This is a genomic window from Roseateles sp. DAIF2 (genome assembly GCF_015624425.1).
In the GTDB taxonomy this organism is placed as follows: Bacteria; Pseudomonadota; Gammaproteobacteria; order Burkholderiales; family Burkholderiaceae_C; genus Kinneretia.
On the sequence record NZ_CP049919.1, the window covers coordinates 2802921 to 2828237 of the forward strand.

At 68.2% G+C, this 25317-nt stretch carries 20 protein-coding genes; 11 read left to right on the plus strand and 9 right to left on the minus strand.

Annotation, left to right across the window (positions count from 1 at the left end; translation table 11 throughout):
• Window positions 1-4: 4 nt before the first annotated feature.
• From G8A07_RS12835 to G8A07_RS12875, 9 genes are all read right to left on the minus strand, one after another.
• The gene (locus G8A07_RS12835) at window positions 5-5035 is read right to left on the minus strand and encodes a diguanylate cyclase domain-containing protein (protein ID WP_195797360.1); all 5031 of its coding nucleotides are present in this window, start codon (window positions 5033-5035) and stop codon (window positions 5-7) included.
• A 242-nt stretch (window positions 5036-5277) separates the two neighbouring features.
• Window positions 5278-6537, minus strand: a complete 1260-nt coding sequence (locus G8A07_RS12840; protein WP_195797361.1) for an erythromycin esterase family protein — start codon at window positions 6535-6537, stop codon at window positions 5278-5280.
• A 3-nt stretch (window positions 6538-6540) separates the two neighbouring features.
• Window positions 6541-7923 (minus strand): DUF3592 domain-containing protein, encoded by a 1383-nt coding sequence (locus G8A07_RS12845; RefSeq protein WP_195797362.1) that lies wholly within the window; start codon window positions 7921-7923, stop codon window positions 6541-6543.
• A gap of 100 nt (window positions 7924-8023) precedes the next feature.
• Window positions 8024-10615: a bifunctional aconitate hydratase 2/2-methylisocitrate dehydratase gene (acnB, locus tag G8A07_RS12850; protein ID WP_195797363.1), complete on the minus strand. Its 2592-nt coding sequence runs from the start codon at window positions 10613-10615 to the stop codon at window positions 8024-8026.
• 48 nt (window positions 10616-10663) lie between these two features.
• Window positions 10664-11083 (minus strand): type II toxin-antitoxin system VapC family toxin, encoded by a 420-nt coding sequence (locus G8A07_RS12855; RefSeq protein ID WP_195797364.1) that lies wholly within the window; start codon window positions 11081-11083, stop codon window positions 10664-10666.
• A gap of 7 nt (window positions 11084-11090) precedes the next feature.
• On the minus strand, window positions 11091-11336 hold the full coding sequence (locus tag G8A07_RS12860; protein WP_195797365.1) for an AbrB/MazE/SpoVT family DNA-binding domain-containing protein: 246 nt from the start codon (window positions 11334-11336) through the stop codon (window positions 11091-11093).
• 98 nt (window positions 11337-11434) lie between these two features.
• Window positions 11435-12034, minus strand: coding sequence for a hypothetical protein (locus G8A07_RS12865; protein WP_195797366.1), 600 nt, complete (start codon window positions 12032-12034; stop codon window positions 11435-11437).
• A gap of 139 nt (window positions 12035-12173) precedes the next feature.
• Entirely contained in the window at window positions 12174-13181 is a 1008-nt protein-coding gene (locus tag G8A07_RS12870) for a CoA ester lyase (protein ID WP_195797367.1), read from the minus strand.
• A 104-nt stretch (window positions 13182-13285) separates the two neighbouring features.
• A complete protein-coding gene (locus G8A07_RS12875) occupies window positions 13286-14275 on the minus strand; it encodes a malate dehydrogenase (protein WP_195797368.1) in 990 nt (329 codons plus the stop codon).
• A 248-nt stretch (window positions 14276-14523) separates the two neighbouring features.
• Here G8A07_RS12875 and G8A07_RS12880 point away from each other — a divergent pair, with 248 nt between their 5' ends.
• The 11 genes from G8A07_RS12880 to G8A07_RS12930 all read left to right on the plus strand — a co-directional run bounded on the left by G8A07_RS12880 (window position 14524) and on the right by G8A07_RS12930 (window position 25310).
• Window positions 14524-15285, plus strand: a complete 762-nt coding sequence (locus G8A07_RS12880; protein WP_195797369.1) for a GntR family transcriptional regulator — start codon at window positions 14524-14526, stop codon at window positions 15283-15285.
• A gap of 106 nt (window positions 15286-15391) precedes the next feature.
• Window positions 15392-15829: a succinate dehydrogenase, cytochrome b556 subunit gene (gene sdhC, locus G8A07_RS12885; protein WP_195797370.1), complete on the plus strand. Its 438-nt coding sequence runs from the start codon at window positions 15392-15394 to the stop codon at window positions 15827-15829.
• A gap of 26 nt (window positions 15830-15855) precedes the next feature.
• Window positions 15856-16215, plus strand: a complete 360-nt coding sequence (gene sdhD / locus G8A07_RS12890; RefSeq protein ID WP_195797371.1) for a succinate dehydrogenase, hydrophobic membrane anchor protein — start codon at window positions 15856-15858, stop codon at window positions 16213-16215.
• A gap of 5 nt (window positions 16216-16220) precedes the next feature.
• Window positions 16221-17996 (plus strand): succinate dehydrogenase flavoprotein subunit, encoded by a 1776-nt coding sequence (gene sdhA / locus G8A07_RS12895; protein WP_195797372.1) that lies wholly within the window; start codon window positions 16221-16223, stop codon window positions 17994-17996.
• 22 nt (window positions 17997-18018) lie between these two features.
• A complete protein-coding gene (locus G8A07_RS12900; protein ID WP_195797373.1) occupies window positions 18019-18720 on the plus strand; it encodes a succinate dehydrogenase iron-sulfur subunit in 702 nt (233 codons plus the stop codon).
• A gap of 12 nt (window positions 18721-18732) precedes the next feature.
• A complete protein-coding gene (locus G8A07_RS12905; protein WP_195797374.1) occupies window positions 18733-19008 on the plus strand; it encodes a succinate dehydrogenase assembly factor 2 in 276 nt (91 codons plus the stop codon).
• Window positions 19009-19040: 32 nt separating this feature from the next.
• Entirely contained in the window at window positions 19041-20351 is a 1311-nt protein-coding gene (gene gltA, locus G8A07_RS12910) for a citrate synthase (RefSeq protein WP_195797375.1), read from the plus strand.
• 636 nt (window positions 20352-20987) lie between these two features.
• Window positions 20988-21992 carry a LacI family DNA-binding transcriptional regulator gene (locus G8A07_RS12915; RefSeq protein WP_195797376.1) on the plus strand — a complete coding sequence of 335 codons (1005 nt, stop codon included), beginning with the start codon at window positions 20988-20990 and terminating at the stop codon, window positions 21990-21992.
• A 63-nt stretch (window positions 21993-22055) separates the two neighbouring features.
• The gene (rbsK, locus tag G8A07_RS12920) at window positions 22056-23000 is read left to right on the plus strand and encodes a ribokinase (RefSeq protein WP_195797377.1); all 945 of its coding nucleotides are present in this window, start codon (window positions 22056-22058) and stop codon (window positions 22998-23000) included.
• A 2-nt stretch (window positions 23001-23002) separates the two neighbouring features.
• Window positions 23003-23986, plus strand: coding sequence for a nucleoside hydrolase (locus tag G8A07_RS12925; protein ID WP_195797378.1), 984 nt, complete (start codon window positions 23003-23005; stop codon window positions 23984-23986).
• A gap of 4 nt (window positions 23987-23990) precedes the next feature.
• Complete coding sequence (locus tag G8A07_RS12930; RefSeq protein WP_195797379.1) at window positions 23991-25310, plus strand: TRZ/ATZ family hydrolase; 1320 nt, start codon at window positions 23991-23993, stop codon at window positions 25308-25310.
• Window positions 25311-25317: the final 7 nt, after the last annotated feature.

Here is a 25317-nt window from a genome sequence, read left to right on the forward strand (position 1 = left end):
GAGATCAGGCAGTCAGTTCGGCGCCGACCCAGCGGCGCCGGCCCTCGCGCTTGGCACGATAGAGGGCCCGGTCGGCGGCGGCCACCAACTGCTCCGGCGGGGCCTCGCCGCTGGCGACGATGCTGGCGCAGCCCAGGCTGAGGCTGACATGCGGCCCCACCGTTGACTGCGCATGGGCAAAAGCCAGCGCCTCGACGGCCTCCAGGCAGGCCTGGGCCAGGCGCTGCGCCGCCTCGACATCGGTGTCGGGCAGCAGCAGCGCGAACTCCTCGCCGCCGTAGCGTGCCAGCAGGTCGGTGGAGCGACAGGCGACGCGCTGCAGCTGCTGGGCCACCGCCCTGATGCAGCGGTCGCCCTCCAGATGGCCGTAGTGGTCGTTGAACTGCTTGAAGAAGTCGATATCCATCATCAGCAGCGCCAGCGGGCTGCCCTGGCGCTGGCTGCGCCGCCATTCCAGCTGCAGCCGCTCGTCGAAGGCGCGCCGGTTGGCCACGCCGGTGAGCCCGTCGCGCATGCTCATCTGGCGCAGCTCCTCGGTGCGCAGCGCTACCTTGTTCTCCAGGTTCTCATAGAGCCGCGCATTGACCAGCGAGATCGCGGCCTGGCTGCTCAGCAGTTCCAGGGTCTGCTGGTGCCGGGTCGTGAAGGCGTTCTCGAGCCGGGTGTTCTCCATATAGACCAGGGCCACCAGCTTGCCCTGGCTCAGCACCGGCAGGCAGATCACCGAGCGCGGCGCCTGCTGGCGCAGGTATTCGCTGTGGGAGAAGCGCTCGTCCTGCTCGGGCCGGTTCAGCACCAGGGTGCGGCGGGTCAGCCGCGCGTACTCGATCAGCCCGCTGGGCAGCAGGGCCTGACCCTGGTCACCCAGCTCGGCCAGCGGCATGCACAGGCGCTGCGAGGCCAGGCGGCCGCGCTCGTCCAGCCCGCCGATCGCCTCCACCACCAGCGATTCGTCCTCGTCCAGCACGATCGCGCCGCGCTCGGCGCCGGCATGCTGCAGCAGCACGCCCAGCATCTGCGGCAGCAGGCTGTCCAGATGGATCTCCTGCGCCAGCAGCTGATTCGCCTTCAGCAGCGCATGCAGGTCGACGCTGAAGCCGCTCTCCAGCGGATCGCGGTAGCTGCCGCCGCTGCTGCTGCCGGAGCCGGCGCGGCGCGCCACGCCGAAGGGCAGCTGCGGCCATTGGTCCTCCAGCTGGCGGCATTTCACCAGCGCGCCCCAGCGCTGGTAGTGGTAATGGGCCTCGCGCAGGAAGTGGCCGGCCAGCTGCGGCTGTTGCAGCGCGGACCAGAAGCGCGCATAGGCCTCGTTGGCCAGGCCCTCGATCGCGCCGAAGCCGGCCGCGCCGGCCGATTCGATCGCCTTGACGTAAAGGCCCATCGCGGCGCGCTCCTCGCCCTGCGCGCGCGCCAGCTCGGCCGCGATCAGGTCGCGCTTGTGGGCGAAGTTGGCGTTGCAGCCCTCGGCCCAGGTCTCGAATCGTTCCAGCAGCGCCAGGGCCTGGACCCGACCCTCGTCCGCATCCTCGGCAAAGCCCTCGCGCAGCGCGCCCAGCGCCGCGTAGAAATGGCCTTCGACCATCGCGGGGCTGTCGGGCAGGCAGGCGGCCACCAGCGGCAGGCGCGCGGCATTCAGTCGCCAGGCCGGTGCATCGCCCATCAGATAGGCATGGCGCAGCTGGGCCACGCAGAACAGCGCCAGCGGGATCGAGGGCGCGACATCGGGGCGCTGGAACAGCTCGCTGCTGCGGCAGTCCTCGCTGTCGAAGCTCAGCGGCGTCAGGGTCTTGCCGCGCAGCGCCCGCAGCGGCTGCAGCACGCCATGGCGCAGCATCGCCTCGGTCGCGCCCTGGTGGGTCTTCTGTAGGAACTTCAGGCTCTGCTCGCAGCGCGTCTCCAGCTCGCCCAGCTCCTGGCCCAGCAGGAAGCGGTTGAGCTGGCCCAGCAGGGCGGCGTAGCCGGCGTCCAGCGGGTTCAGGCCGCTCTGGCCCATCTCGACGCCGCGGTCCAGCTTGGCCAGGGTCTCGCCCAGCGGGTCGCACCAATGCTGGTAGAAGGCCGAGAAATACTGGTAGATCGTGAGCCGCACATGGGCGTTGTCGCGCTGCTCGGCCAGGCGCATCGCCAGCCGGCCCAGCGCATAGCTCTGCGGATAGGGCTTGCGCATCGCCGCGCTGGCGCTCATGTAGGCGGCATAGGCGATGCAGCTGAGATCGTCCTGGCCATGGCGCAGGGTGGTGCGCAACATGCGGCAGGCATCGAGCGCGAAGGCGCCGAAGCGGCCGCTCTGATAGCTGGCATGCGACATCGCGTAGTACAGCTGCATCTCAAGCCGGTGCGTCGGCGAGAGCATCTCGGGGGCATGCAGCACCGCGTCGCGGCCCAGGTCCTCGAGCAGCCGTTCGGTCGCCTCGAACTCGGCCGGGAACAGCGCAGCGGCCTCGGCATCGTCCGGGAAGGGCTGGCCCATGCTGCCCAGCGCCTGCTGCAGCACCGCATAGCCGTCGGCGAAACGACCCTGGATATGGTACTGGTCGACCTGCACCAGCTGCATCGAGATCCGGCCCAGCGGGTCCGGGCAGGCGGTCTGCACCTCGGGATACAGGCGCTCCGCGGCCTCGAAATTGCCGGCCAGGTATTCGGCCTCGGCCAGCGCCCGGAACAGCGTCAGCGTGCGTTCGGGATGGTCCTGCCAGTCGCGCGCGCCGCGCAGCGCCATCGCCTGGCGCAGCAGCGCGCAGGCCGCGCCATGGGCCGAGGCGGCCTTGGCGCGCTGGCCGGCGCGCAGGTTCAGCTCCAGCAGGCGTTCGCGTTCGGCCGCGTCGTCGATCAGCCGGGCGGCCTGGTTCAGGCAGTCCAGGATCACGAACAGCCGGCTCTCCAGCTCGGCCGGACCGCTGGCGGCCAGGAGGCGGCGGCCGCAATGCAGGCGCAGCGCGGGCAGGGCGGCGGCCGGGGTCAGGTCATGCGCGGCCTGCTGCACCCGGTCGTGCAGGAAGCGGTAGCGTGCGCCCTCCAGCAGCTGCGGGCTCTGCTCGAACTTGTAGTCCTCGCCCAGCGGCAGCACCAGGCCGGACTGCAGGGCCGGGCGCAGCAGGGCGGCGGTCGCGGCGGCCGAGCGGCCGCCGAGCGCCATCAGCTCGCGCAGGTCGACCCGGTCGCCCAGCAGCGCCGCCTTGGCCAGCAGGGCCTGGGTCGCCTCGGGCAGGTCGCGCAGGCGCTGCAGCATCAGGGTCACGACGTTGTCGGTGATGTCGCGCCGGCGGATCTGCGCCAGGTCCCAATGCCAGGCGCCCTGGCGGCGCTCGTAGCGCAGGTCGCCGTGGCCGTGCAGGTCGCGCAGGAACTGGCCCAGGAAGAAGGGGTTGCCCTGGGTCTTCTCCAGGCACAGGGCGGCCAGCTCGGCCACCTCGGCGCTCGGGCGGCGCAGCGTGTCGGCCACCAACTGCGCCACGTCGGCGGCGTCCAGCGGCGCCAGCTTCAGGGTCTGCAGGGGCCGCTCCTCGCTGCGCGAGAGCTCCTGGATCAGCAGGGCCAGCGGATGGCCGGCGTCGACCTCGTTGTCGCGGTAGGCGCCGATGATCAGCAGGCTGGACGGGCCCTCGTCGGTGCCCTGCAGCAGCTGGCGCAGCAGGCGCAGGCTGGGCTCGTCGACCCATTGCAGATCGTCCAGGAACATCAGCAGCGGATGCGCGCGCTGGGCCAGCGCGTGCATGAACTGCTTGAAGGCGATGTGCAGGCGCTGCTCGGTCTCGGCCACCGGCAGCGGCGCGGGCGGCGCCAGCGTGCCGGTCAGCAGGGTCATGTCGGGCAGCAGGGCGCCGACCACCGCGGCGTTGTCGCCCAGCGCCTGCAGCAGCACGCCGCGCCAATAGTGCCGCCGCTCCGGGCCTTCGGCGGCCAGCTGCTGCAGCAGCTGGCGCAGGGCCTGACCGAGCGCCGCATAGGGCTCGTTGCGGCTGTACTGGTCGCATTTGCCGCGCAGGAAATAGCCGCGCCGCGCTACCACCGGGCGGTGCAGCTCACCGACCAGGGCGGTCTTGCCGATGCCCGAATAGCCGCCGACCAGCAGCAGCTCGGGCCGGCCCTCGCTGGCGCGTTCAAAGGCCGCGAGCAGGCCCTGGATCGCGGCCTCGCGGCCGTAGAGCTTTTGCGCGATGCACAGGCGCTCGGGGATGTCGGCGCGTGCCAGCGCGAAGGGCTCGATGCGGCGCTGCTGGCGCCATTGCTCCAGACAATGGCTCAGGTCCTGCAGCAGGCCGTAGCTGCTCTGGTAGCGCTCGTCCGGGTACTTGGCCAGCAGCTTGTGCACCAGCGCGGACAGGGGCTGCGGCAGCTCCGGGTCGAGCTCGTGCAGCGGCGTCGGCATCAGCGCCAGCTGGGCATGCAGCAGCGCGATCGGATCGGCGAACTGGAAGGGCTTGCGGCCGGCGAACAGCTCGTAGAGCGTGATGCCCAGCGAATAGAAGTCGCTGCGGTAGTCGACCTCCAGGCCGGTGCGGCCGGTCTGCTCGGGCGAGACATAGTCCAGGGTGCCGCGCAGCGCGCCATAGGCCTCGAGCTGCTGCTGCGCCGGCGCCAGCGGGCTGGAGAGCGCGAAGTCGCACAGCTTGATGCGCAAGCCGGCCAGGTCCACCAGCACGTTCTTCGGTGCGATGTCGCCATGGATCAGGCCATGCTGGTGCACCGCGCTGAGCGCCTGGCACAGCTGCACCGCCAGGGTCAGGCGCTCCTCCAGGTTCAGCACCTGGCGCTCGATCAGCTGGGCCAGGTTGCTGGCCGCGAAATCCTCCAGCACCAGCACCGGCCGGCGCTCCGACTCCAGCAGGCCCAGGGCCTTGATCACCCAGGGCGAGTCGATGCCCTGCAGCACCGCGTATTCATGGCGCCAGCGCGCGCCGATCGCGGGCGGCGGCTGCTCGCCATCGATGTACTTCAGCACCACGACCTGGCCCAGCGGGTTCGTGGCGCGCGTGACCACGGTCGCGCCGTTGGCGTAGATCAGGTCCTGCAGGCGGTATCCGGCGATTTGCATCGTGGCTGGGGCGGCGGGAGTGGGCTCCCGGAAACGGAAAGACCGACGGGTCGTGATCACGACCCGCCGACGCAGCGCGAGTGTCGCAAATTCAAGTTACAAGTGCGACGCTTCCTGCCTGGCAGCGCGGGTATTGTTGTTTCGATCGCAATCCTGTGGCCGGGGGCGCGATGAGTGATCGTTGAGCCGGCCGGCCGATCAGCAGGCCGGGGCGGCGAGGCATCGTGGTGGTGCCGGCGCTCTCAGCGCACCATGCGCACCGGCGAGACCTGGGGGAAGAACACCAGCCAGTCCCAATGGCGGCCCAGCATGCCGGTGTCCGGCTGGCCTTCGGGCGCCTGGGTCTGGTATTCCCAGCCGAACTGCGGCACCTGCTGTGGCGCGGTGGCTCGCAGCAGGGTCACGCCGCCGGGCTGGCGCGCCGCGATCCGGTGCTCCAGCGCGGCGGCGGGCAGGGCGGGCACGGCGGTCTCCCGGCCGCTGACATATTCGTAGTAGCGGCCGCCGGCGGTGCTGAAGTTCAGCACCTGGTAGGCCGGGCCCCAATGGCGGTGCATCACCTCGCCGGCCTGCAGATGCGCCGGCGAGCGCTGGTAGCCGCGCGCGACATGGATGGTGTGGGCCCAGACCACCGCCTTGCGGCCGGGGAACAGGCGCTCCATCAGCCAGATCGCGTTGGCGCCCATCGCGTTGTCGCGCTGGTAGTCGCGGTTGTCGCTCCACAGGCTGCGCGCCTGCGATTCCAGGTTCAGCAAGACCTGGCACCACCAGCCCTTGCCCTCGACCTCGGCCTTGGTCTCCGGCGCGGCGCACAGGGCCGCGCGCATCGCCTCATGCTGCGCATAGAAGGCCTGCTGCTGCGCCGCGGGCGGCGCCTCGCGCGACAGGCCGATCAGCGCCGGCACGTGGGCGCTGTAGGCGCCCCAGGCCTCGCCCTGCGCCAGCTCGGCGCGGCCGGCCGCGGCCAGCGCGCGCGCCAGGCCTGGCAGCAGCTCGGTGCGGCTCAGCTCGCCGCTGTGCTGGCTGTCGATGCCGGCCAGGCGCAGCGGCCGCGCCGTGCGCTGGCGCGCGTCGATATAGCGCATCAGCGCGCGGCCCTCGGCGCTCTTGGAATACATGTAGAACACATTGCCGGGTGAGAGCTCGTCCAGCTGCGCGCCGCCGGCCATGGCCTGGGTCAGGCGGCCGATGTCGTAGAAGCCGCTCTCCAGCAGCAGCACGTCGAAGCCCTGCTTCTCGTGCAGATAGCGCAGCAGGCGCAGCTTGTAGGCGAACTCCTCATGCGCACCATGGGTCTGCTCGCCCAGCGCCACTACGCGAGCCTTGGCCAGGGCCTTGCCCAGCGGCGCCAGGTCGGCGAAGTCGTCGCGCGCGGCGGCGGGATCGGCGCGCAGCGGCCAGCTCTGCAGCGAGGACTCGGCCAGGGCCGGCAGTTGGGCCAGCGCCAGCAGGGCGCCGGCGAGCAGGGGAGCGGCCTTGCGGCGAAGCGACGAGGTCGGCATGGGTCAGGGTCTCGTGGGTTGGGAAGGGATCAGGGCGTCCTGCAGGGCCCGGGCCACGGCCAGCGCGCCGGCGCTGCCGGGCAGGCCCGGCGTCAGGCGCTGGGTGCCGCCGGCGACATGGACATAAAGCGCATGGAAATGGCGGTCCGGCCGGCCGGGGGAGCTGCTGCTGTAGAGCAGGCGGTGGAAAAGCTGCCCGACGGTTTCGGGCGGCAGCTCGCGGCGGGTCCGCCATAGCCAGGAGCCATGTCGCAGGCGCAGGCTGCCGCTCTTGAGCGCCTGCAGCGACCAGTGGCAGCTGACGCCATGCAGGATCAGGCCGACCAGCGCGAACATGCCGGCCAGCAGGCCCAGCGGCAGCCCCGCGCCGGTGCGGTTGCGCAGCAGCCAGGCCAGCAGGGCCAGCGGCGCCAGCGCCAGCAGGGCCAGCCAGCGCCAGCCGCAGCGGGAGAACCGCAGAGTCCGTGCCTCGGGCGTGTCCTGGACGGTGACGCCGGGCGGCAGCGGCGGCGCGCGGCCCGGGCCGGCCGGCGGCACCGGCCGCTCCTGGTACAGGGCGTCATCCGTGTGGGCCGGCTCGGCGGTTGCGGCCGCCGGTTGGCGAGGCTCGGCTTCGAGCTGCGGCTGCTCCGCAGGGCGCTGCGCCGCGTGGATCAGCCACAGCGCAAGGAGCGCAAACAGCAGGGCCAGCAGGCGCGGCGGCCAGGGCTGCGGGGTAAGCCAGTAGACGGCGGCGATCGGCAGCGCGAAGCCGCCGCAGAGCAGGGCCGGCGGCCAACTGCCGACGAGGCGGTAGCGCCGATCCGGCACCGGGCGGAGCTGCCCGCCGAGCGCGCGCCAGCAGGCCTGCAGCGCGCCCAGGGCCAGAGCACTGAAGGGCAGCGCGACCATCAGCTGGACCAGCAGCATCGCGCCGCGGATCTGCGGATCCAGCAGCGCGCGCGCCGGATCGCGCGGATTGACCCGCGCCTGCAGCGAAGGGCCGACGCCGTCCCGGGCCGCCTGCAGGCGCTGATGCCAGTCCCGCTGCCAGTCGCCGATGTTGTCGCCCAGGCCGCCTTGGGCCAGGCCGATGCGCTCGCCCTCAAAGACCCGGCCGCCGAACTCGTAGCGGTAGCGGGCCTGCACGACGTGGAACTCGCTGCGCTTCTTGCCGTGATGGGTCTGCAGCGAGGTGTCCAGCACCTCGATCGGTACCGGCTGCCATTGCCGCACCTGCCAGGCGTCATGCAGGGTCTGGGCCATCGGCCGCAGCAGGAACAGCGCGGCGCCGCCGCCGAAGAAGAGCGCGACCGCGCCGCCGACCAGCAGCACGATCAGCCGGGCGCCCAGGCCCAGCCGGCCATCGTCATCCTCCCCAGTCTGTTCTTCTTCTCTTCTTGTCATGCGGCGCAGCATAACAAGGCCGTCGTTACATCGGAGGAACGAGCGGACGAACGAAAAAAGGCCCGCCAGGGGCGGGCCTTTTTTGGTGGGCGATTGCCGATCAGGCGGTCACACCCTTGGCGGTTTCCGCGTACTCCTCGATCTGGTCGAAGTTCAGGTACTTGTAGACGCTGGCGGTGTCCTTGTTGATGATGCCCATCGCCTCGTGGTACTCGGCCACGGTCGGGATCTTGCCCAACTTGGACGCGATCGCGGCCAGCTCGGCCGAGCCCAGGAACACATTGGTGTTCTTGCCCAGGCGGTTCGGGAAGTTGCGGGTCGAGGTGGAGATCACCGTCGCGCCCTCGCGGACCTGGGCCTGGTTGCCCATGCACAGCGAGCAGCCGGGCATCTCGGTGCGCGCACCGGCGGTGCCGAAGGCGGCGTAATGGCCTTCCTTGATCAGCTCGCTCTGGTCCATCTTGGTGGGCGGCGCGACCCACAGCTTGACCGGGATGTCGCGCTGGCCGCCCAGCAGCTTGGCCGCGGCGCGGAAGTGGCCGATATTGGTCATGCAGCTGCCGATGAAGGCCTCGTCGATCTTGGTGCCGGCGACCTCGGACATGAACTTGGCATCGTCCGGATCGTTGGGGCAGCAGACGATCGGTTCCTTGATGTCGGCCAGGTCGATCTCGATCACATGCGCGTATTCGGCGTCCTTGTCGGCCTCCAGCAGGTCCGGCTTGGCCAGCCAGGCCTCGACCTTCTCGATGCGGCGCTGCAGGGTCTTCGCGTCGGCATAGCCGTCGGCGATCATGTTCTTCATCAGCACGATATTGCTGGTGAGGTATTCCTTGATCGGCTCGGGGTTCAGCTTGATCGTGCAGCCGGCGGCCGAGCGCTCGGCCGAGGCGTCGGACAGCTCGAAGGCCTGTTCGACCTTCAGGTCCGGCAGGCCTTCGATCTCGAGGATGCGGCCCGAGAAGGCGTTGATCTTGCCGGCCTTAGCGACGGTCAGCAGACCGGCCTTGATCGCGTACAGCGGGATCGCATGCACCAGGTCACGCAGGGTGACGCCGGGCTGCATCTGGCCCTTGAAGCGCACCAGCACCGATTCGGGCATGTCCAGCGGCATCACGCCGGTGGCGGCACCGAAGGCGACCAGGCCGGAGCCGGCCGGGAAGGAGATGCCGATCGGGAAGCGGGTGTGCGAGTCGCCGCCGGTGCCGACGGTGTCGGGCAGCAGCAGGCGGTTCAGCCAGCTGTGGATCACGCCGTCGCCCGGGCGCAGCGAGACGCCGCCGCGGTTGCTGATGAAGGCGGGCAGCTCGCGATGGGTCTTGACGTCGACCGGCTTCGGATAGGCGGCGGTGTGGCAGAAGGACTGCATCACCAGGTCGGCGCTGAAGCCCAGGCAGGCCAGGTCCTTCAGCTCGTCGCGGGTCATCGGGCCGGTGGTGTCCTGCGAACCGACGGTGGTCATCTTGGGTTCGCAGTAGGTGCCCGGGCGCACGCCCTGGCCTTCCGGCAGACCGACCGCGCGGCCGACCATCTTCTGCGCCAGGGTGAAGCCGGCCTTGGTCTCGGCCGGGGCTTGCGGCAGGCGGAACAGGGTCGAGGCGGGCAGGCCCAGGGCCTCGCGCGCCTTGGCGGTCAGCGAGCGGCCGATGATCAGGTTGATGCGGCCGCCGGCGCGCACCTCGTCGAACAGCACGTCGCTCTTGAGCTTGAACTCGGCCACGGTCTCGCCGTTCTTGACCAGCTTGCCCTCATAGGGCAGCACGTCGATGACGTCGCCCATTTCCAGCTTGCTGACGTCGACCTCGATTGGCAGCGAGCCGGAGTCTTCCTGCGTGTTGAAGAAGATCGGGGCGATCTTGCCGCCCAGGGTGACGCCGCCGAAGCGCTTGTTCGGCACGAAGGGGATGTCCGAGCCGGTGGCCCAGATCACCGAGTTGGTGGCGGACTTGCGGCTGGAGCCGGTGCCGACCACGTCGCCGACATAGGCGACCAGGTGGCCCTTCTTCTTCAGGTCCTCGATGTACTGCATCGGGCCGCGCTTGCCGTCTTCCTCGGGCTTGAAGGCCGCGTCGGGGCGGGTGTTCTTCAGCATCGCCAGGTAGTGCAGCGGGATGTCCGGGCGGCTCCAGGCGTCGGGGGCGGGCGACAGGTCGTCGGTGTTGGTCTCGCCGGGCACCTTGAAGACGGTGACGGTGATCTTCTTCTCGACCTCGGGGCGCGAGGTGAACCACTCGGCGTCGGCCCAGCTCTGCATCACGGCCTTGGCCTGCGCGTTACCGGCCTTGGCCTTGGCGGCGACGTCGTTGAAGTAGTCGAACATCAAGAGGGTCTTCTTCAGACCCGCGGCGGCGACCTCGGCCACTTCGGCGTCGTCCAGCAGCTCGATCAGCGGATGCACGTTGTAGCCGCCCACCATGGTGCCCAGCAGCTCGGTGGCCTTGGCCTTGGAGATCAGGCCGACCTTCAGGTCGCCATGCGCGACGGCGGCCAGGAACGAGGCCTTGACCTTGGCGGCGTCATCGACGCCCGGCGGCACGCGGTGGGTCAGCAGGTCCAGCAGGAAGGCGTCCTCGCCGGCGGGCGGGTTCTTGATCAGCTCGATCAGCTCGGCGACCTGCTTGGCATCCAAGGGCAGCGGGGGGATGCCCAGCGCGGCGCGCTCGGACTGATGTTGGCGATAGGCTTGCAGCATGTCGACTCCTGGTTGGCTGGCAGTAGGTGGGAATGGGGCAGGACGCTCTCAGGCCGCGGTACTCGGCACGATCAGCTTCAGCCCCTTGAAGTAGTCACGGAAAAAGACGTCGTCGGCGGTGATCAGCGCGCTGCATTGCAGCAGCGCATGGGCGCCGACGATGAAATCGGGAACGGTGCGCGGGCTGGCCTGGGCGCGCTGGCCGCCGCGCATGCGGTAGCGACGCTGCATCTCGCCGGCGCGGATCGCGGCCTTCTGCTCGACCGGGCTGTAGCGCACGCCCATCTCCTCGAGCACCTGCATCGCCAGGTCGCCGCCCTGCAGCGCGGAGCAGACCTCGGAGACGACGACGTCGCAGACGACCACCGGGCCCTGGCTCAGCGCCTCGCGCAGCGCGGCCTCGGCCATGTCGGCGCGGGCGCTGCCGGACAGCAGGTCGATCAGGACCGAGGAATCGATGGCGATCATGGCCGGCTCAGCGCTCCACCGGGTCGCCGGGGGCACGGCCGCGGGCCGTGCGCATCGCGTCGTCGACCGATTCGAAGCCGTCCAGCTTGAACTTGCCGCGGGCGCGGGAGATGGCGTCGTCAACGTTCTTGCGCAGGATGATGCGCGCGCCGTCCAACTCCACCTTCAGGGTCGTGCCCTTGGTCAGGCCCAGGGCATCACGGACGGCCTTGGGCAGCGTGATCTGCCCGCGTTCGGCAACAGTGGCTTCCATGGCGGCGGCGCTCCGTGGTATGGAATGGAAAGTATGTATGAATTCTACATACTTTCCGCGCGGCCGGCACCATGGAATGTGCCGTCAATCGGCCTGTATTAGGGCTTTGCGGTGCCCTCGGCCGGGCGGGGCTCGATGCCCAGGCCGCCTTCCAGTGGCACGCCGGAGGCGGCCGCGGCGGCACGGGCGGCGCGCGCGGCCTCGATGGCCTCGCGCTGCTTGGGGTGAACGCATTCATCGACCAGGCGCTGGCCGACCTTGGTGTCCATCAGCATCGACTTGTTGCCGATCTGGATCATCAGGGTGCGGCCGGTGACGTCTTCCATGCGCAGCGCGCCGGTGCTGGACAGCACCGGCTTCATCGTGAAGACCGACTTCTGCCAGGAGACGTCCAGATAGCCGGGCTTGGTGTTGCGCGTGATGCTGATCGACTGCTTGAACTCGCAGTCGTAGGTGCCCAGGTGGGCCATCTCGGTGGCGGCCAGCTGGGCCTCGTCGGGCTCGGGCAGCGGCGGCGGGGGCGGCGGCACGGCCTTGCCCGGGGCCTTGGCGCGCGGCTTGGTGGCCGGGGTGGCCTTGGTGGCGGCGGGCTTGTTGGCGGCGGGTTTGGTCGGGGCGGGCGCCGGGGTCTGGGCCAGCGCGGCGCTGGTGAGGACGGCGGAGCCGATCAGGAAGGTCAGGAGCGGAGCGAGTTTCATGGAGGTGCGGAGGGAGGCCCTGTCTAGTAAGTCTGTGCGGGAAAAACGGTGCGCTGCAATGTAGCGCCGGCCGGTGTCGGCCAGGCCGGGATTGGGTGACGGATTGTCACGGTGTGGCGCGCCAGCCGCGCCCTATGCTTTACCCGCGGTCGGAGTTCTCGAAATAGGCCAGCTCGATTTCGACCGGCAGCGGCTGGCCGGTGCGGTAGGCGCGCTCCAGCAACTGCCAGAAATAGCGGTAGCTGGCGCGGTCGTGCAGGGTGTCGCGGTGCTGGATCGGCGCCCAGGCCGCGGCCTGGGCCGCATGGATGATGTCGATCGCCTCGTCGATCTCGGCGGCGCTGGGCGCGAAGGCATCGATGATGGGCTGGATCTGGCTCGGGTGGATGCTCCACATGCGCGTGTAGCCGAACTCGCGCGCGGCGCGCGTGGCGGCGCTTTCGATCGCATTCTTGTGCTTGAACTCGGTGACCACGCAATGCGAGGGCGTCTTGCCATGGGCATGGGCGGCGGCGGCGATCTCCAGCTTGGCGCGTACCACCAGCGGATGGGTGAACTGGCCTTGCAGGCTCATGCCGGCGCGCGGGATCGCGCCGCGGTGCGCCGAGACGAAGTCCATCAGGCCGAAGGAGATCGACTCGATGCGCGGATGGGCGGCGATCTGCCAGACCTCACGCAGCGCGCCATGGGTCTCGACCAGGGTGTGGATCGGCAGCGGCTTGCGGATGCCATGGCGGCGCAGCGTGGCATCGATGAAGGCCGTCGCGCGCTCGACCTCGGCGGCGCTCTGAGGCTTGGGTAGCATCAGATAGGCCAGCTTCTCGCCGGACTGGGCGATCAGCCCGTCGACATCGGCCTCGAAGGCCGCATGGTCCAGCGGATGCACGCGCGCGCCGACGCGGCCGAAGCGGTTGTCGGCACTATTCAGCATCTCGTTGACCAGGGCCACATGCTCGGACTCGCCGCCGATCGGCGCGCCGTCCTCGCAGTCCAGCGTGATGTCGAACACCGGGCCCATCTCGGCCTGCAGCTCCAGGCTCTTCTTCATGCGGACCTCGACGCCGCAGTAATGGTCCACCACCGGCAGGATGGTGGCGGCATCGCCTTCTTCGAACAGGGCCAGCTTGGGGTGCAGTGCGTTGCTCATGACATCGGAGACGAAAAGAAAAAGGGCCGGCAAGGCCGGCCCTCTGAGTGTGTCGAAACACGACTGACTTCGCCAGTCGTGTTTTTGCTCAATCGAGCGGCGACTTACAGCAGGTGCTTGACGCCGTCCTGCTCGTCGGTCAGTTCCTTCAGGGTCTTGTTGATGCACTCTTGCGAGAAGGCATCGATCTCCAGGCCCTGGACGATCTTGTACTCGCCGCCTTCGCAGGTGACGGGGTAGCCGAACATGACTTCCTTCGGGATGCCGTAGGAGCCGTCGGACGGGATGCCCATCGTGACCCACTTGCCGTTGGTGCCCAGGGCCCAGTCGCGCATATGGTCGATCGCGGCGTTGGCGGCCGAGGCGGCCGAGCTCAGGCCGCGGGCGGCGATGATGGCGGCGCCGCGCTTGCCCACGGTCGGCAGGAAGGTGTCGCGGTTCCAGGCTTCATCGTTGATCAGGGCCTTGACGCCCTGGCCGTCGATGGTGGCGAAGCGGTAGTCGGCGTACATGGTCGGCGAGTGGTTGCCCCACACGGCCAGCTTCTCGATCGAGCCGACGGCCTTGCCGGTCTTGGCGGCGATCTGCGAGGCGGCGCGATTGTGGTCCAGGCGCAGCATGGCGGTGAAGTTCTTGGCCGGCAGGTCCGGGGCCGACTTCATCGCGATGTAGGCATTGGTGTTGGCGGGGTTGCCGACCACCAGCACGCGCACATTGCGCGAGGCCACGGCGTTCAGGGCCTTGCCCTGCACGGTGAAGATCTGGGCGTTGGCGGCCAGCAGGTCGGCGCGTTCCATGCCGGGGCCGCGCGGGCGGGCGCCGACCAGCAGGGCGTAGTCGGTGTCCTTGAAGGCGGTCATCGGGTCGCTGTGGGCTTCGATGCCGGCCAGCAGCGGGAAGGCGCAGTCTTCCAGCTCCATGATCACGCCCTTCAGCGCGTTCTGGGCCTTCTCGTCGGGGATTTCCAGCAACTGCAGGATCACCGGCTGGTCCTTGCCCAGCATCTCGCCCGAGGCGATGCGGAACAGCAGGGCGTAGCCGATCTGACCGGCGGCGCCGGTGACGGCGACGCGAACGGGTTTCTTGTTGCTCATGTGGAAGCTCCGAGAGAAAAGTGAGGGATTCGGGTCGAGCCCGCCGTCGCCGGACCGTCCGGCAGCTGGGTGCGCTCGCGAGTGTAGGACAGTCTCAGGGCTTTCCCGGGGTGTCCCGCCGCGGTGCAGGGCTGTAGCGCGCGATTATGCGTTTGTTTTGCAATTTTCCGCAGTCGTCTTATGTCTTATAGAAGACATTAGTCAACTTTGATGGACGGCCGGCGCCCGGCTGTGTTGCAATCCGGGTCATGCCTCCCTTGCCCCAGCCCGTCTCCGACGCCTCGCGTGCGGAGGGCTCTCCCTCGTTCAGCCCGCTGTATCGCCAGATCAAGGGCCTGATCATTACCGGCCTGCAGGCCGGCGAGTGGAAGGCGGGCGAGGCCATTCCCAGCGAGCTGGAGCTGGCGGCCCGTTTCGGCGTCAGCCAGGGCACGGTGCGCAAGGCGATCGACGAACTGGCTGCCGAGAGCGTGCTGGTGCGTCGCCAGGGCAAGGGCACCTTCGTGGCCACCCATGCCGAGCAGAAGATCCAGTATCGCTTCCTGCGCCTGGTGCCCGACGAGGGCTCGGAGTCGCTGGGCCGCCAACTGCTGGACTGCAAGCGCCAGCGCGCGCCGGCCTGGATCGCGCGCCAGCTGCAGATGCGCGCCGGCGACGCGATGGTGGAGGTGCGCCGCCTGCTGCACAGCAAAGGCCAGCCGGTGGTGCTGGATGACATCTGGCTGCCCGGCACCCTGTTCAAGGGCCTGACCGCGGAGCGCCTGGAGCAGCACCGCGGCCCGTTCTACGGCCTGTTCGAGGCCGAGTTCGGCGTGCACATGATCCGGGCCCAGGAAAAGATTCGCGCGGTGGTGGCCGATGCCGAGAGCGCCGGGCTGCTGCAGGTGCCGGTCGGCACGCCGCTGCTCAGCGTTGAGCGCCTGTCCTTCACCTATGGCGACAAGCCGGTGGAGCTGCGGCGCGGCCTCTACCACACCGCTTCACATTACTACCGCAATGAGCTGAACTAATCCTTGCGGCCGTCGTGCGATGTGTGCAAGTCGCACGTCGTCCATCGCTTCCCTGTTGCATTGCAATAAAATCCTTCGGTTTCACGTTGATTACACAAGGTCGGATATGACAAACGCCACCGCTACCAAGAAACGACCGGTCTATCGGAACATCAACATCTTCACCGATGTCCGAACCTACCGCCTCCCGGCAGCCGGCTTTGTATCCATCCTGCATCGCGTCAGCGGTCTGCTGATGTTCCTGCTGTTGCCCTTCATCATCTGGATGTTCGACAACAGCCTGACCTCCGAGATTTCCTACGAGGCCTTCACCAACGCCTTCGTGGCCGGCATCGGCTTCGTGCCCGCCTGGTTCGTCAAGCTGGTGGTGCTGGCCCTGGCCTGGGCCTATTTCCACCACTTCATCGCCGGCGTGCGCCACCTGTGGATGGATGCCACCCACAGCGTCAGCAAGCAGCAGGGCAAGTCCTCCGCCGTCTTCACGCTGGTTCTGAGCCTGCTGCTGACCGCGCTGACCGCGGCCAAGCTGTTCGGCGTCTACTGATCCCCAAAAACGAGAGGTCTACCCAAATGAGTACCTTCGGCTCCAAACGCCTGGTCGTCGGCGCGCACTACGGTTTGCGCGACTGGCTGGCCCAGCGCATCACCGCTGTGCTGATGGCCCTGTTCACCGTCGTGCTGCTGGTGCAGTTCCTTATGCCCGGCCCGCTGGGCTATGACCACTGGGCGGCGATCTTCTCGTCGCAGTGGATGAAGGTGCTGACCTTCGTGGTGATCATCTCGCTGGCCTACCACGCGTGGGTGGGCATGCGCGATATCTGGATGGACTATGTGCAGCCGGTCGGCATCCGCCTGGCGCTGCAGGTGTTCACGCTGGTGTGGTTGGTGGGTTGCGCCGGTTGGGCGATCCAGGTGCTTTGGAGGCTTTGAAGAATATGCAGATTGGGACCACGCTTGCAAAGCGCAAATTCGACGTCGTGATCGTCGGGGCCGGCGGCTCCGGCATGCGCGCATCGCTGCAACTCTCGCTGGCCGGCCTGAACGTGGCCGTGCTGTCCAAGGTTTTTCCGACCCGCTCGCACACCGTGGCCGCCCAGGGCGGCATCGGCGCCAGCCTGGGCAACATGTCGGAAGACAACTGGCACTACCACTTCTTCGACACCGTCAAGGGTTCGGACTGGCTGGGTGACCAGGACGCGATCGAGTTCATGTGCCGCGAGGCACCGAAGGTCGTGTACGAGCTCGAGCATTTCGGCATGCCCTTCGACCGCAATGCCGACGGCACGATCTACCAGCGCCCCTTCGGCGGCCATACCGCCAACTACGGCGAGAAGCCGGTGCAGCGCGCCTGCGCCGCGGCCGACCGCACCGGCCACGCGCTGCTGCACACGCTGTACCAGCAGAACGTCAAGGCCCGCACCCAGTTCTTCGTCGAGTGGATGGCGCTGGACATCATCCGCGACGCCGAAGGTGACGCGGTGGGCGTGACCGCGCTGGAAATGGAAACCGGCGAGGTGCACATCCTCGAGGCCAAGACCGTGCTGCTGGCCACCGGCGGCGCGGGCCGCATCTTCGCGGCCTCGACCAATGCCTTCATCAACACCGGTGACGGCCTGGGCATGGCGGCGCGCGCCGGCATCCCGCTGGAAGACATGGAGTTCTGGCAGTTCCACCCGACCGGCGTGGCCGGCGCGGGCGTGCTGCTGACCGAGGGCTGCCGCGGCGAGGGCGCGATCCTGCGCAACGCCAACGGCGAGCGCTTCATGGAGCGCTATGCGCCCACGCTGAAGGACCTGGCGCCGCGCGACTTCGTCTCGCGCTCGATGGACCAGGAGATCAAGGAAGGTCGCGGCTGCGGTCCCAACAAGGACTATGTGCTGCTGGACATGACCCACCTGGGCGCCGAGACCATCGCCAAGCGCCTGCCTTCGGTGCTGGAGATCGGCCACAACTTCGCCAACGTCGACATCACCAAGGAACCGATCCCCGTGGTGCCGACCATCCATTACCAGATGGGTGGCATCCCGACCAACGTCCATGGTCAGGTCGTGATCCCGAAGAACGGCAAGCACAACGACATCATCAACGGCCTCTACGCCGTCGGCGAATGCTCCTGCGTGAGCGTGCATGGCGCCAACCGCCTGGGCACCAACTCGCTGCTCGACCTGGTGGTGTTCGGCCGCGCGGCCGGCAACCACATCGTCGACTTCAACCTGAAGACCAAGTCGCACAAGCCCCTGCCCAAGGACGCCGCCGACCGCACCCTGGCGCGCTTGGCGCGCCTGGAGTCGGCCAGCAACGGCGAATACGCGCAGAACGTGGCCAACGACATCCGTTCGACCATGCAAAAACATGCCGGCGTGTTCCGCACCCAGGCCAGCATGGACGAGGGCGTGACGAAGATCCTTGAGGTCGCCCAGCGCGTCGGCGGCATCGGCCTGAAGGACAAGTCCAAGGTCTTCAACACCGAGCGCGTCGAAGCGCTGGAGGTCGAGAACCTGATCGAGGCCGCCAAGGCCACGATGACCTCGGCCGCGGCCCGCCCGGAATCGCGTGGCGCCCATGCCCACAACGACTATCCGAACCGCGACGACGCCAACTGGATGAAGCACACGCTGTGGTACTCCGAAGGCAACCGCCTGGACTACAAGCCGGTGAACCTGCAGCCGCTGACCGTCGAGTCCGTGCCGCCCAAGGTCCGCACGTTCTAAGCCAAGGATAGAGAGCAAGACAATGAAGCGCACTTTCCAGATCTACCGCTACGATCCCGACAAGGACGCCAAGCCCTACATTCAGACCCTCGAGATCGAACTCGACGGTCATGAGCGCATGCTGCTGGACGCCCTGGTCAAGCTCAAGGCCCTGGATCCGACCCTGAGCTTCCGCCGCAGCTGCCGTGAAGGCGTCTGCGGTTCGGACGCGATGAACATCAACGGCAAGAACGGCCTGGCCTGCCTGACGAACATGCGCACGCTGTCCGGCACCATCGTGCTCAAGCCGCTGCCCGGACTGCCGGTCGTGCGCGACCTGATCGTCGACATGACGCAGTTCTTCAAGCAGTACAACTCGATCAAGCCCTACCTGGTCAACGACAACCCGCCGCCCGAGAAGGAGCGTCTGCAGTCGCCGGTGGAGCGCGAGGAACTGGACGGCCTGTACGAATGCATCCTGTGTGCCAGCTGCTCGACCAGCTGCCCCAGCTTCTGGTGGAACCCCGACAAGTTCGTCGGGCCCGCCGGCCTGCTGCAGGCCTACCGCTTCATCGCCGACAGCCGCGACGAAGCGACGGCCGAGCGCCTGGACAACCTGGAAGATCCGTACCGCCTGTTCCGCTGCCACACCATCATGAACTGCGTCGACGTCTGCCCGAAGGGACTGAACCCGACGAAGGCCATCGGCAAGATCAAGGAACTGATGGTGCGTCGCGCCGTCTGATATGCAAGCGTGATGACGGCGCTCGACAAACCCATCGATGAGAGGGCTCTTTCCAAGCTCAAGTGGCGCTGCCGCCGCGGCCTGCTGGAGAATGACCTTTTCATCGAGCGCTTCTTCCAGAGGCACGAGAGCAGCCTGACGGAGTTCCAGGCCGAGGGCCTGCGCCAGCTGATGGATCTGTCGGACAACGATCTGATGGATCTGCTGCTGCGCCGCAAGGAGCCCGAGGGTGAGCTGGATCGCGCCGATGTGCAAGAGGTCCTGGGCCTGCTCAGGACACCTTCTTAAACAAATCCCCAAAGAAGTCATAAGGAATGCCCATGACCCCCTCTGACGTCAAAGCCACCCTGTCGTTCACGGACGGCAGCCCCAGCATGGACCTGCCCATCTACAAGGGCACGGTGGGTCCGGATGTGATCGACATCCGCAAGCTCTACGCTCAGACGGGCAAGTTCACCTACGACCCGGGCTTCCTGTCGACCGCCTCCTGCAACTCGACCATCACCTACATCGATGGCGACAAGGGCGAGCTGCTGTATCGCGGCTACCCGATCGAGCAACTGGCCGTCAACTGCGACTACCTTGAGACCTGCTACCTGCTGCTGTACGGAGAGCTGCCGAACGCCTCGCAGAAGGAAGAGTTCACCGCCCGCGTGACCAACCACACGATGGTCAACGAGCAGATGCAGTTTTTCCTGCGCGGTTTCCGTCGCGACGCGCACCCGATGGCCGTGATGACCGGCCTGGTCGGCGCGATGTCGGCCTTCTATCACGACAGCACCGACATCAATAACCCCGAGCACCGCGAGATCGCCGCGATCCGCCTGATCGCGAAGATGCCGACGCTCGTGGCGATGGCCTACAAGTACACCATCGGCCAGCCTTACATCTACCCGAAGAACGATCTCTCGTACGCCGGCAACTTCATGCGCATGATGTTCGCCACGCCCTGCGAGGACTACAAGCCCAACGACGTGCTGGTGCGCGCGATGGACCGCATCTTCACCCTGCACGCCGATCACGAGCAGAACGCCTCGACCTCGACCGTGCGCCTGTGCGGCTCGTCGGGCACCAACCCGTTCGCGGCGATCGCAGCCGGCGTGGCCTGCCTGTGGGGCCCGGCCCATGGTGGCGCCAACGAGGCGGCGCTGAACATGCTCGGCGACATCCAGAAGCAGGGCGGCGTGGCCAAGATCGGCGAGTTCATCAAGCAGGTCAAGGACAAGAACAGCAACGTCAAGCTGATGGGCTTCGGCCACCGGGTCTACAAGAACTACGACCCGCGCGCCAAGCTGATGCGCGAGACCTGCCACGAGGTGCTGAACGAGCTGGGCCTGCACAACGACCCGATGTTCAAGCTGGCGATGGAGCTGGAGAAGATCGCGCTGGAAGACGAATACTTCGTCGCCCGCAAGCTCTACCCGAACGTCGACTTCTACTCCGGCATCGTGCAGCGCGCCATCGGCATCCCGGTGCCGCTGTTCACCGCGATCTTCGCGCTGGCCCGCACGGTCGGCTGGATTGCCCAGCTCAACGAGATGATCGGCGACCCCGAGTACAAGATCGGCCGTCCGCGCCAGCTCTTCGTCGGCGCCACCTCGCGCGACGTCAAGCCGATCGCCCAGCGCTGATCGACGCTTGAATCCGCGGTCGGGGAGGGTATCCGCTCCCGCCGGCCGCCGGACCGAACCCCGCCAGCCTTCTTTGGCTCGCGGGGTTTTTCTTTGCTTCCTTGCGCCTTGATTGGTGATGTCACGATGGCAGAGGCCTGGGCGCAGGAGGGAGGGCAGGCCTGCTGCTACGTGTCCCCCGGCCGCTTCGCGGCCTCCTCCTTGACCTCCGCATCAGGCCTACCCTCCCTCCTGCTTGGTGCTGCGTTGGGCTTTCTTCGCGAACCACGTGCGGTGGATTGGCCGGGATGCGGGTATGCGCAATTGCGCAGGTTAAGGAGGAGGGCCGCAAAGCGGCCCGGGGGACACGGAGCAATTGCGCATGCCCGCGTCCCGGCGCAGCCCGGCCCTGCAGAAGGGGGCATTAAGACGCGCACGACTTTGCTCTGCCTCGGAACGAGTGTTGGCTGAAGCTAGGGTTAATGCCGGGCGATCTGTCCCCTCTATTTGCGCAAATGGCCGGAGCGAGGTGAAACGCGCGCTAACATTTCAGCTATGCTTTCCCAGTTGGCAAACGTTTGCCATTGCGAATTCAGGCATGTAGCGCCGCCCGGCGCGATCCGAACCGGAATGTAGGCACGAGGACCGAGTCAGTCTGTGAGCACGATCAAGGATGTTGCGGCCCTGGCCGGGGTGTCATTCACCACTGTTTCCCATGTCCTGAACGACACCCGCCCGGTCAGCGCCGATGCGCGTCGCCGGGTGCTGGCCGCGGTCGAGGAGATCGGCTACCTGCCCAGCGCGGTGGCGCGCTCGCTGCGCAAGAGCGAGACCAAGATCGTCGGCGTGCTGGTGCCCAACGTGAACAACCCCTTCTTCGCCGAGCTGGTGGTCGGGGTCGAGGAATGCTGCCGGCTGGCCGGCTACTCGGTGTTCCTTTGCAACTCGGACAACGACCCGAAGCGCCAGCAGCAGTACATGCGCACCCTGCTGGAAAAGCGCATCGACGGCCTGCTGCTGTCCTCCGCCGGCGATGCCGAGGCGCTGGCGCGCATCTTCAAGCTGGCCACCGTGCCCTTGGTGACGGTTGACCGGTTGGTGCCCGGCGCGCGCGCCGACCGCGTCAGCGTCAACAACCTGGACGGCGCTCACAAGGCGGTCAAGCATCTGCTCGACCTGGGGCACCGCCGCATCGCCTGCGTCAGCGGCCCGAGCGAGTTCGAGGTGACCAGCGAGCGGGTCGAGGGCTGGCGCCGCGCCCAGCTGGAGCGCGGGCTGCAACCCGACGAGGGCCTGCTGGTCGAGAGCGACTTCAGCAGCGCCGGCGGCTACGAGGCGCTGCGCCAGCTGCTGCGCCGACGCCCCGACATCACCGCGGTGTTCGCCAGCAATGACCTGATGGCCCTGGGCGCGCTGCGTGCCGCGGCCGAGGCCGGCCTGAACGTGCCGCGCCAGTTCTCGGTGGTCGGCTTCGACGATGTGGAGCTGAGCGGCTATGTCTACCCGGCACTGACCACGGTCGGCTGCTCGATCAAGGAGCTCGGGCGCGAGGCCGCGCGGGTGCTGATCGACCGCATCGACAACCCCGGCGCGCCGCTGAAGGACGTGCAGCTGACGCCGCGCCTGGTGGTGCGCGAAAGCACCGCCGCACCGGTGCGCTGAGCCCGGCCGGGAACGCAAGATGACGACGATGATGACGATGACTGTGACGAGGGAGTTCTTCCGATGACGGACCAGCGCGCTGCCGCAGGACCCGCCGCCCAGGTGGTGGTGGTCGGTAGCATCAATATGGACATGATCTCGCTCTCCAAGCGCCTACCGGCGCCCGGCGAGACCCTGATGGGCGAGGCCTTCGCGATGACGCCGGGCGGCAAGGGCGCGAACCAGGCGGTGGCCGCCGCGCGCCTGGGCGCGCCGGTGGCCTTCCTGTCTAGGGTCGGCACCCAGGCCCATGGCCGCGAGCTGCTGGCGGCACTGGCCGCCGAGGGCATCGCGACCGAGGGCGTGGTGGTGGACGAGGCGGCGCTGCCGGGCATCGCGGTGATCATGGTCGCTAGCGAGGGCGGCGAGAACTCGATCGTCTATGTGCCGGGCAGCAATGCCGATCTGGCCCCCGCCGATGTGGACGCCGGCGCCGCGCTGCTGCAGGGCGCGCGGGTGCTGGTGGCCCAGCTGGAGGTGCCGGTGCCGGCGATCCGCCGCGCCTTCGAGCTGGCCCGCGCGGCCGGCGTCACGACCATTCTGAACGCCGCGCCGGCGCTGCCGGCCGGGGCCGAGCTGCTGCCGCTGACCGACTGGCTGGTGCTCAACGAGACCGAGGCGGCCCAGTTCGCGGGTCTGCCGGCCGGCGGCCTGGAGGAGGCCGGCCAGGCGGCGCGCGCGCTGCTGCTGCAGGGCCCGCACCAGGTCGCGGTGACCCTGGGTGCGCAGGGCGTGCTGCTGTGCGAAGCGACGGGCGCGCTGACGCATCTGCCGGCCCGGGTGGTGAAGGCGGTCGACACGGTCGGCGCCGGCGACACCTTCGTCGGCGGCCTGGCCACCGGCCTGGCCGAGGGCATGGCCGCGGCCGATGCGGTGCGCCTGGGCCAGGCGGCCGCAGCGATCGCGGTCAGCCGCAGCGGCGTGCAGTCGGCGATGCCGCGCCGCGCCGAACTGGCAGAGGAGCTGTGACGATGAGCAGCCACAAGCCCATTCATCAGGTCATCTTCGACACCGACCCGGGCATCGACGATGCGATGGCCCTGTTCCTGCTGGCGCGCCATCCGTCCATCGAGCTGCGCGCGCTGACCACGGTGTTCGGCAATGCCTCGGTGCAGACGACCACGCGCAACGCGCTGGCCCTGAGCGCCTTCTACGGCCTGTCTATCCCGGTCGCGGCCGGCGCGGCCGGCCCGCTGGGCGCCTCGGGCGAGAAGGAGTTTCCGGCCCATGTGCATGGCGACGACGGCCTGGGCGGCATGTTCGAGCGCCTGTCCAGCGGGGCGGCAAGACCCGACCCCCGACCCGCGCATCAGCTGATCTGCGAGATGGTCAATGCCCAGCCGGGCGAGCTGACCCTGGTGGCCGTCGGCCCGATGACCAATCTGGCGCTGGCGCTGCGCCACGATCCCTCGATCACGCAGAAGGTCAGGCAGGTGATCGTGATGGGCGGCGCCTTCGGCACCTACGGCCATGGCGGCAATGTCACGCCGGTGGCCGAGGCCAACATCATCAACGACCCCGAGGCCGCGGACCTGGTGTTCACCGCCGACTGGCCGGTGGTGCTGGTCGGCCTGGACGTCACGCAGGAAGTGGTGATGAAGGAGGAGTTCCTGGCCGGGCTGCGCGGCAAGGGGCAGGGCGCCGGCGACTTCCTGTGGGAGGCGACGCGCCACTACCAGGATTTCTACCATGGCCGGGACGGCATCGGCGGCATCTACTCGCACGACAGCAGCGCGATCGCCTACCTGATCGACCCGAGCCTGTTCACCCTGCGCGCCGGCCCGGTGCGAGTCGTGACCGAGGGCATCGCGCGCGGCCAGACCATCCAGGACTTCGCCAAGCCCACCGGCGCCCAGACGCCGTGGAGCGCCTGCCCGCCGCAGCAGGTCTGCATCGCGGTCGACGAGGACGGCGTGCTGGAACTTTTTGCCCAGGCTTTTGAAACCAAGGAATGACAGCATGAGCACGACGACCAAGATTCTGAAGGCCCAATGGGTGCTGACCATGTCCCCCGGCAGCGAGGTGCTGACGCGCCATGCGGTCGTGATCGAGGGCGAGCGCATCGCCGCGGTGCTGCCCTGGGAACAGGCCGAGGCGCAATACCCGAGCGCCGAGCGGGTCGAGCTGGGCCGGCATGTGCTGATCCCCGGCCTGATCAATGGCCACACCCATTCGGCGATGTCGCTGCTGCGCGGCGTGGCCGACGACCTGGCGCTGATGGACTGGCTGAACAACCATATCTGGCCGCTGGAGAAGAAGTGGGTCAGCGAGGACTGGACCTACCAGGGCTCGCTGCTGTCGGCGGCCGAGGCGCTGCGCGGCGGCGTGACCTATCTGAACGACATGTACTTCTTCCCGACCGCGATGGCGCGCGCGGCGGTGGACAGCGGCATCCGTGCCGGCGTGTCGATCAATGTGATCGATTTCCCCACCGGCTATGCCTCCGGTCCGGACGACTACATCGCCAAGGGCCTGGCCGCCTTCGAGCAGTTCAAGGGCGAGCGGCTCTTGGACTGGACCAGCGCGCCGCATGCGCCCTACACGGTCTCGGACGAGACCTTCATCAAGCTGCGCGAGCTGGCCGAGAAGCATGAGCTGCAGATGCACTGCCATATCCACGAGACTCAATTCGAGGTGGATGAGAGCGTCAAGCAGTACGGCATGCGCCCGCTGGAGCGCCTGAACAAGCTGGGCCTCTTGAACGAGAAGATGATGGCCGTGCATATGGTCCATCTGAACGAGGACGAGATTGCGATGCTGGCCAGGCAGAAGGTGCACCTGGTCCACAACCCGAACTCGAACCTGAAGCTGGCCTCCGGCGTGCAGCCGCTGACCGCGTTGGAAGCCGCGGGTGTCAACACCATCCTCGGCACCGACGGTGCGGCCTCCAACAACCGCCAGGACATGTTCGGCGAGATCCGCGCCGCGGCCCTGCTGGCCAAGGGCGTGACCGGCAACCCGCTGACCGTCTCGGCGCGCACCGCGCTGGAGATGGCGACGATCCGCGCCGCCAAGGCGATGGGCCGCGGCGACGAGCTGGGCTCGCTGGAGGTCGGCAAGCTGGCCGACGTGGTGGCCGTGTCGCTGGACGCGCTGGAATGCCGCCCGGTCTATCACGCCGACGCGCAGCTGGTCTATGTGGCCGGCCGCGAGCATGTCTCCGACGTCTGGGTCGGCGGCAAGCAGGTGCTCAAAGGCCGCGAGCTGACGACGATCGACGTGCCGGCCCTGCTGGACCGCACCGAGGCGATCGTCGAGCGGATGAAGACGGAAAAGTAAGACCCGA

What these genes read in the sequence shown, in the direction of transcription:
- G8A07_RS12845 (WP_195797362.1), bottom strand. Translation starts at nt 7,923, where the DNA reads ATGACAAGAAGAGAAGAAGAACAGACTGGGGAGGATGACGATGGCCGG.
- G8A07_RS12930 (WP_195797379.1), top strand. Translation starts at nt 23,991, where the DNA reads ATGAGCACGACGACCAAGATTCTGAAGGCCCAATGGGTGCTGACCATG.
- G8A07_RS12905 (WP_195797374.1), top strand. Translation starts at nt 18,733, where the DNA reads ATGACGGCGCTCGACAAACCCATCGATGAGAGGGCTCTTTCCAAGCTC.
- G8A07_RS12900 (WP_195797373.1), top strand. Translation starts at nt 18,019, where the DNA reads ATGAAGCGCACTTTCCAGATCTACCGCTACGATCCCGACAAGGACGCC.
- G8A07_RS12860 (WP_195797365.1), bottom strand. Translation starts at nt 11,336, where the DNA reads ATGGAAGCCACTGTTGCCGAACGCGGGCAGATCACGCTGCCCAAGGCC.
- G8A07_RS12925 (WP_195797378.1), top strand. Translation starts at nt 23,003, where the DNA reads ATGAGCAGCCACAAGCCCATTCATCAGGTCATCTTCGACACCGACCCG.
- acnB (WP_195797363.1), bottom strand. Translation starts at nt 10,615, where the DNA reads ATGCTGCAAGCCTATCGCCAACATCAGTCCGAGCGCGCCGCGCTGGGC.
- G8A07_RS12880 (WP_195797369.1), top strand. Translation starts at nt 14,524, where the DNA reads ATGCCTCCCTTGCCCCAGCCCGTCTCCGACGCCTCGCGTGCGGAGGGC.
- G8A07_RS12870 (WP_195797367.1), bottom strand. Translation starts at nt 13,181, where the DNA reads ATGAGCAACGCACTGCACCCCAAGCTGGCCCTGTTCGAAGAAGGCGAT.
- rbsK (WP_195797377.1), top strand. Translation starts at nt 22,056, where the DNA reads ATGACGGACCAGCGCGCTGCCGCAGGACCCGCCGCCCAGGTGGTGGTG.
- G8A07_RS12835 (WP_195797360.1), bottom strand. Translation starts at nt 5,035, where the DNA reads ATGCAAATCGCCGGATACCGCCTGCAGGACCTGATCTACGCCAACGGC.
- gltA (WP_195797375.1), top strand. Translation starts at nt 19,041, where the DNA reads ATGACCCCCTCTGACGTCAAAGCCACCCTGTCGTTCACGGACGGCAGC.
- G8A07_RS12855 (WP_195797364.1), bottom strand. Translation starts at nt 11,083, where the DNA reads ATGATCGCCATCGATTCCTCGGTCCTGATCGACCTGCTGTCCGGCAGC.
- sdhD (WP_195797371.1), top strand. Translation starts at nt 15,856, where the DNA reads ATGAGTACCTTCGGCTCCAAACGCCTGGTCGTCGGCGCGCACTACGGT.
- G8A07_RS12875 (WP_195797368.1), bottom strand. Translation starts at nt 14,275, where the DNA reads ATGAGCAACAAGAAACCCGTTCGCGTCGCCGTCACCGGCGCCGCCGGT.
- sdhC (WP_195797370.1), top strand. Translation starts at nt 15,392, where the DNA reads ATGACAAACGCCACCGCTACCAAGAAACGACCGGTCTATCGGAACATC.
- G8A07_RS12865 (WP_195797366.1), bottom strand. Translation starts at nt 12,034, where the DNA reads ATGAAACTCGCTCCGCTCCTGACCTTCCTGATCGGCTCCGCCGTCCTC.
- sdhA (WP_195797372.1), top strand. Translation starts at nt 16,221, where the DNA reads ATGCAGATTGGGACCACGCTTGCAAAGCGCAAATTCGACGTCGTGATC.
- G8A07_RS12840 (WP_195797361.1), bottom strand. Translation starts at nt 6,537, where the DNA reads ATGCCGACCTCGTCGCTTCGCCGCAAGGCCGCTCCCCTGCTCGCCGGC.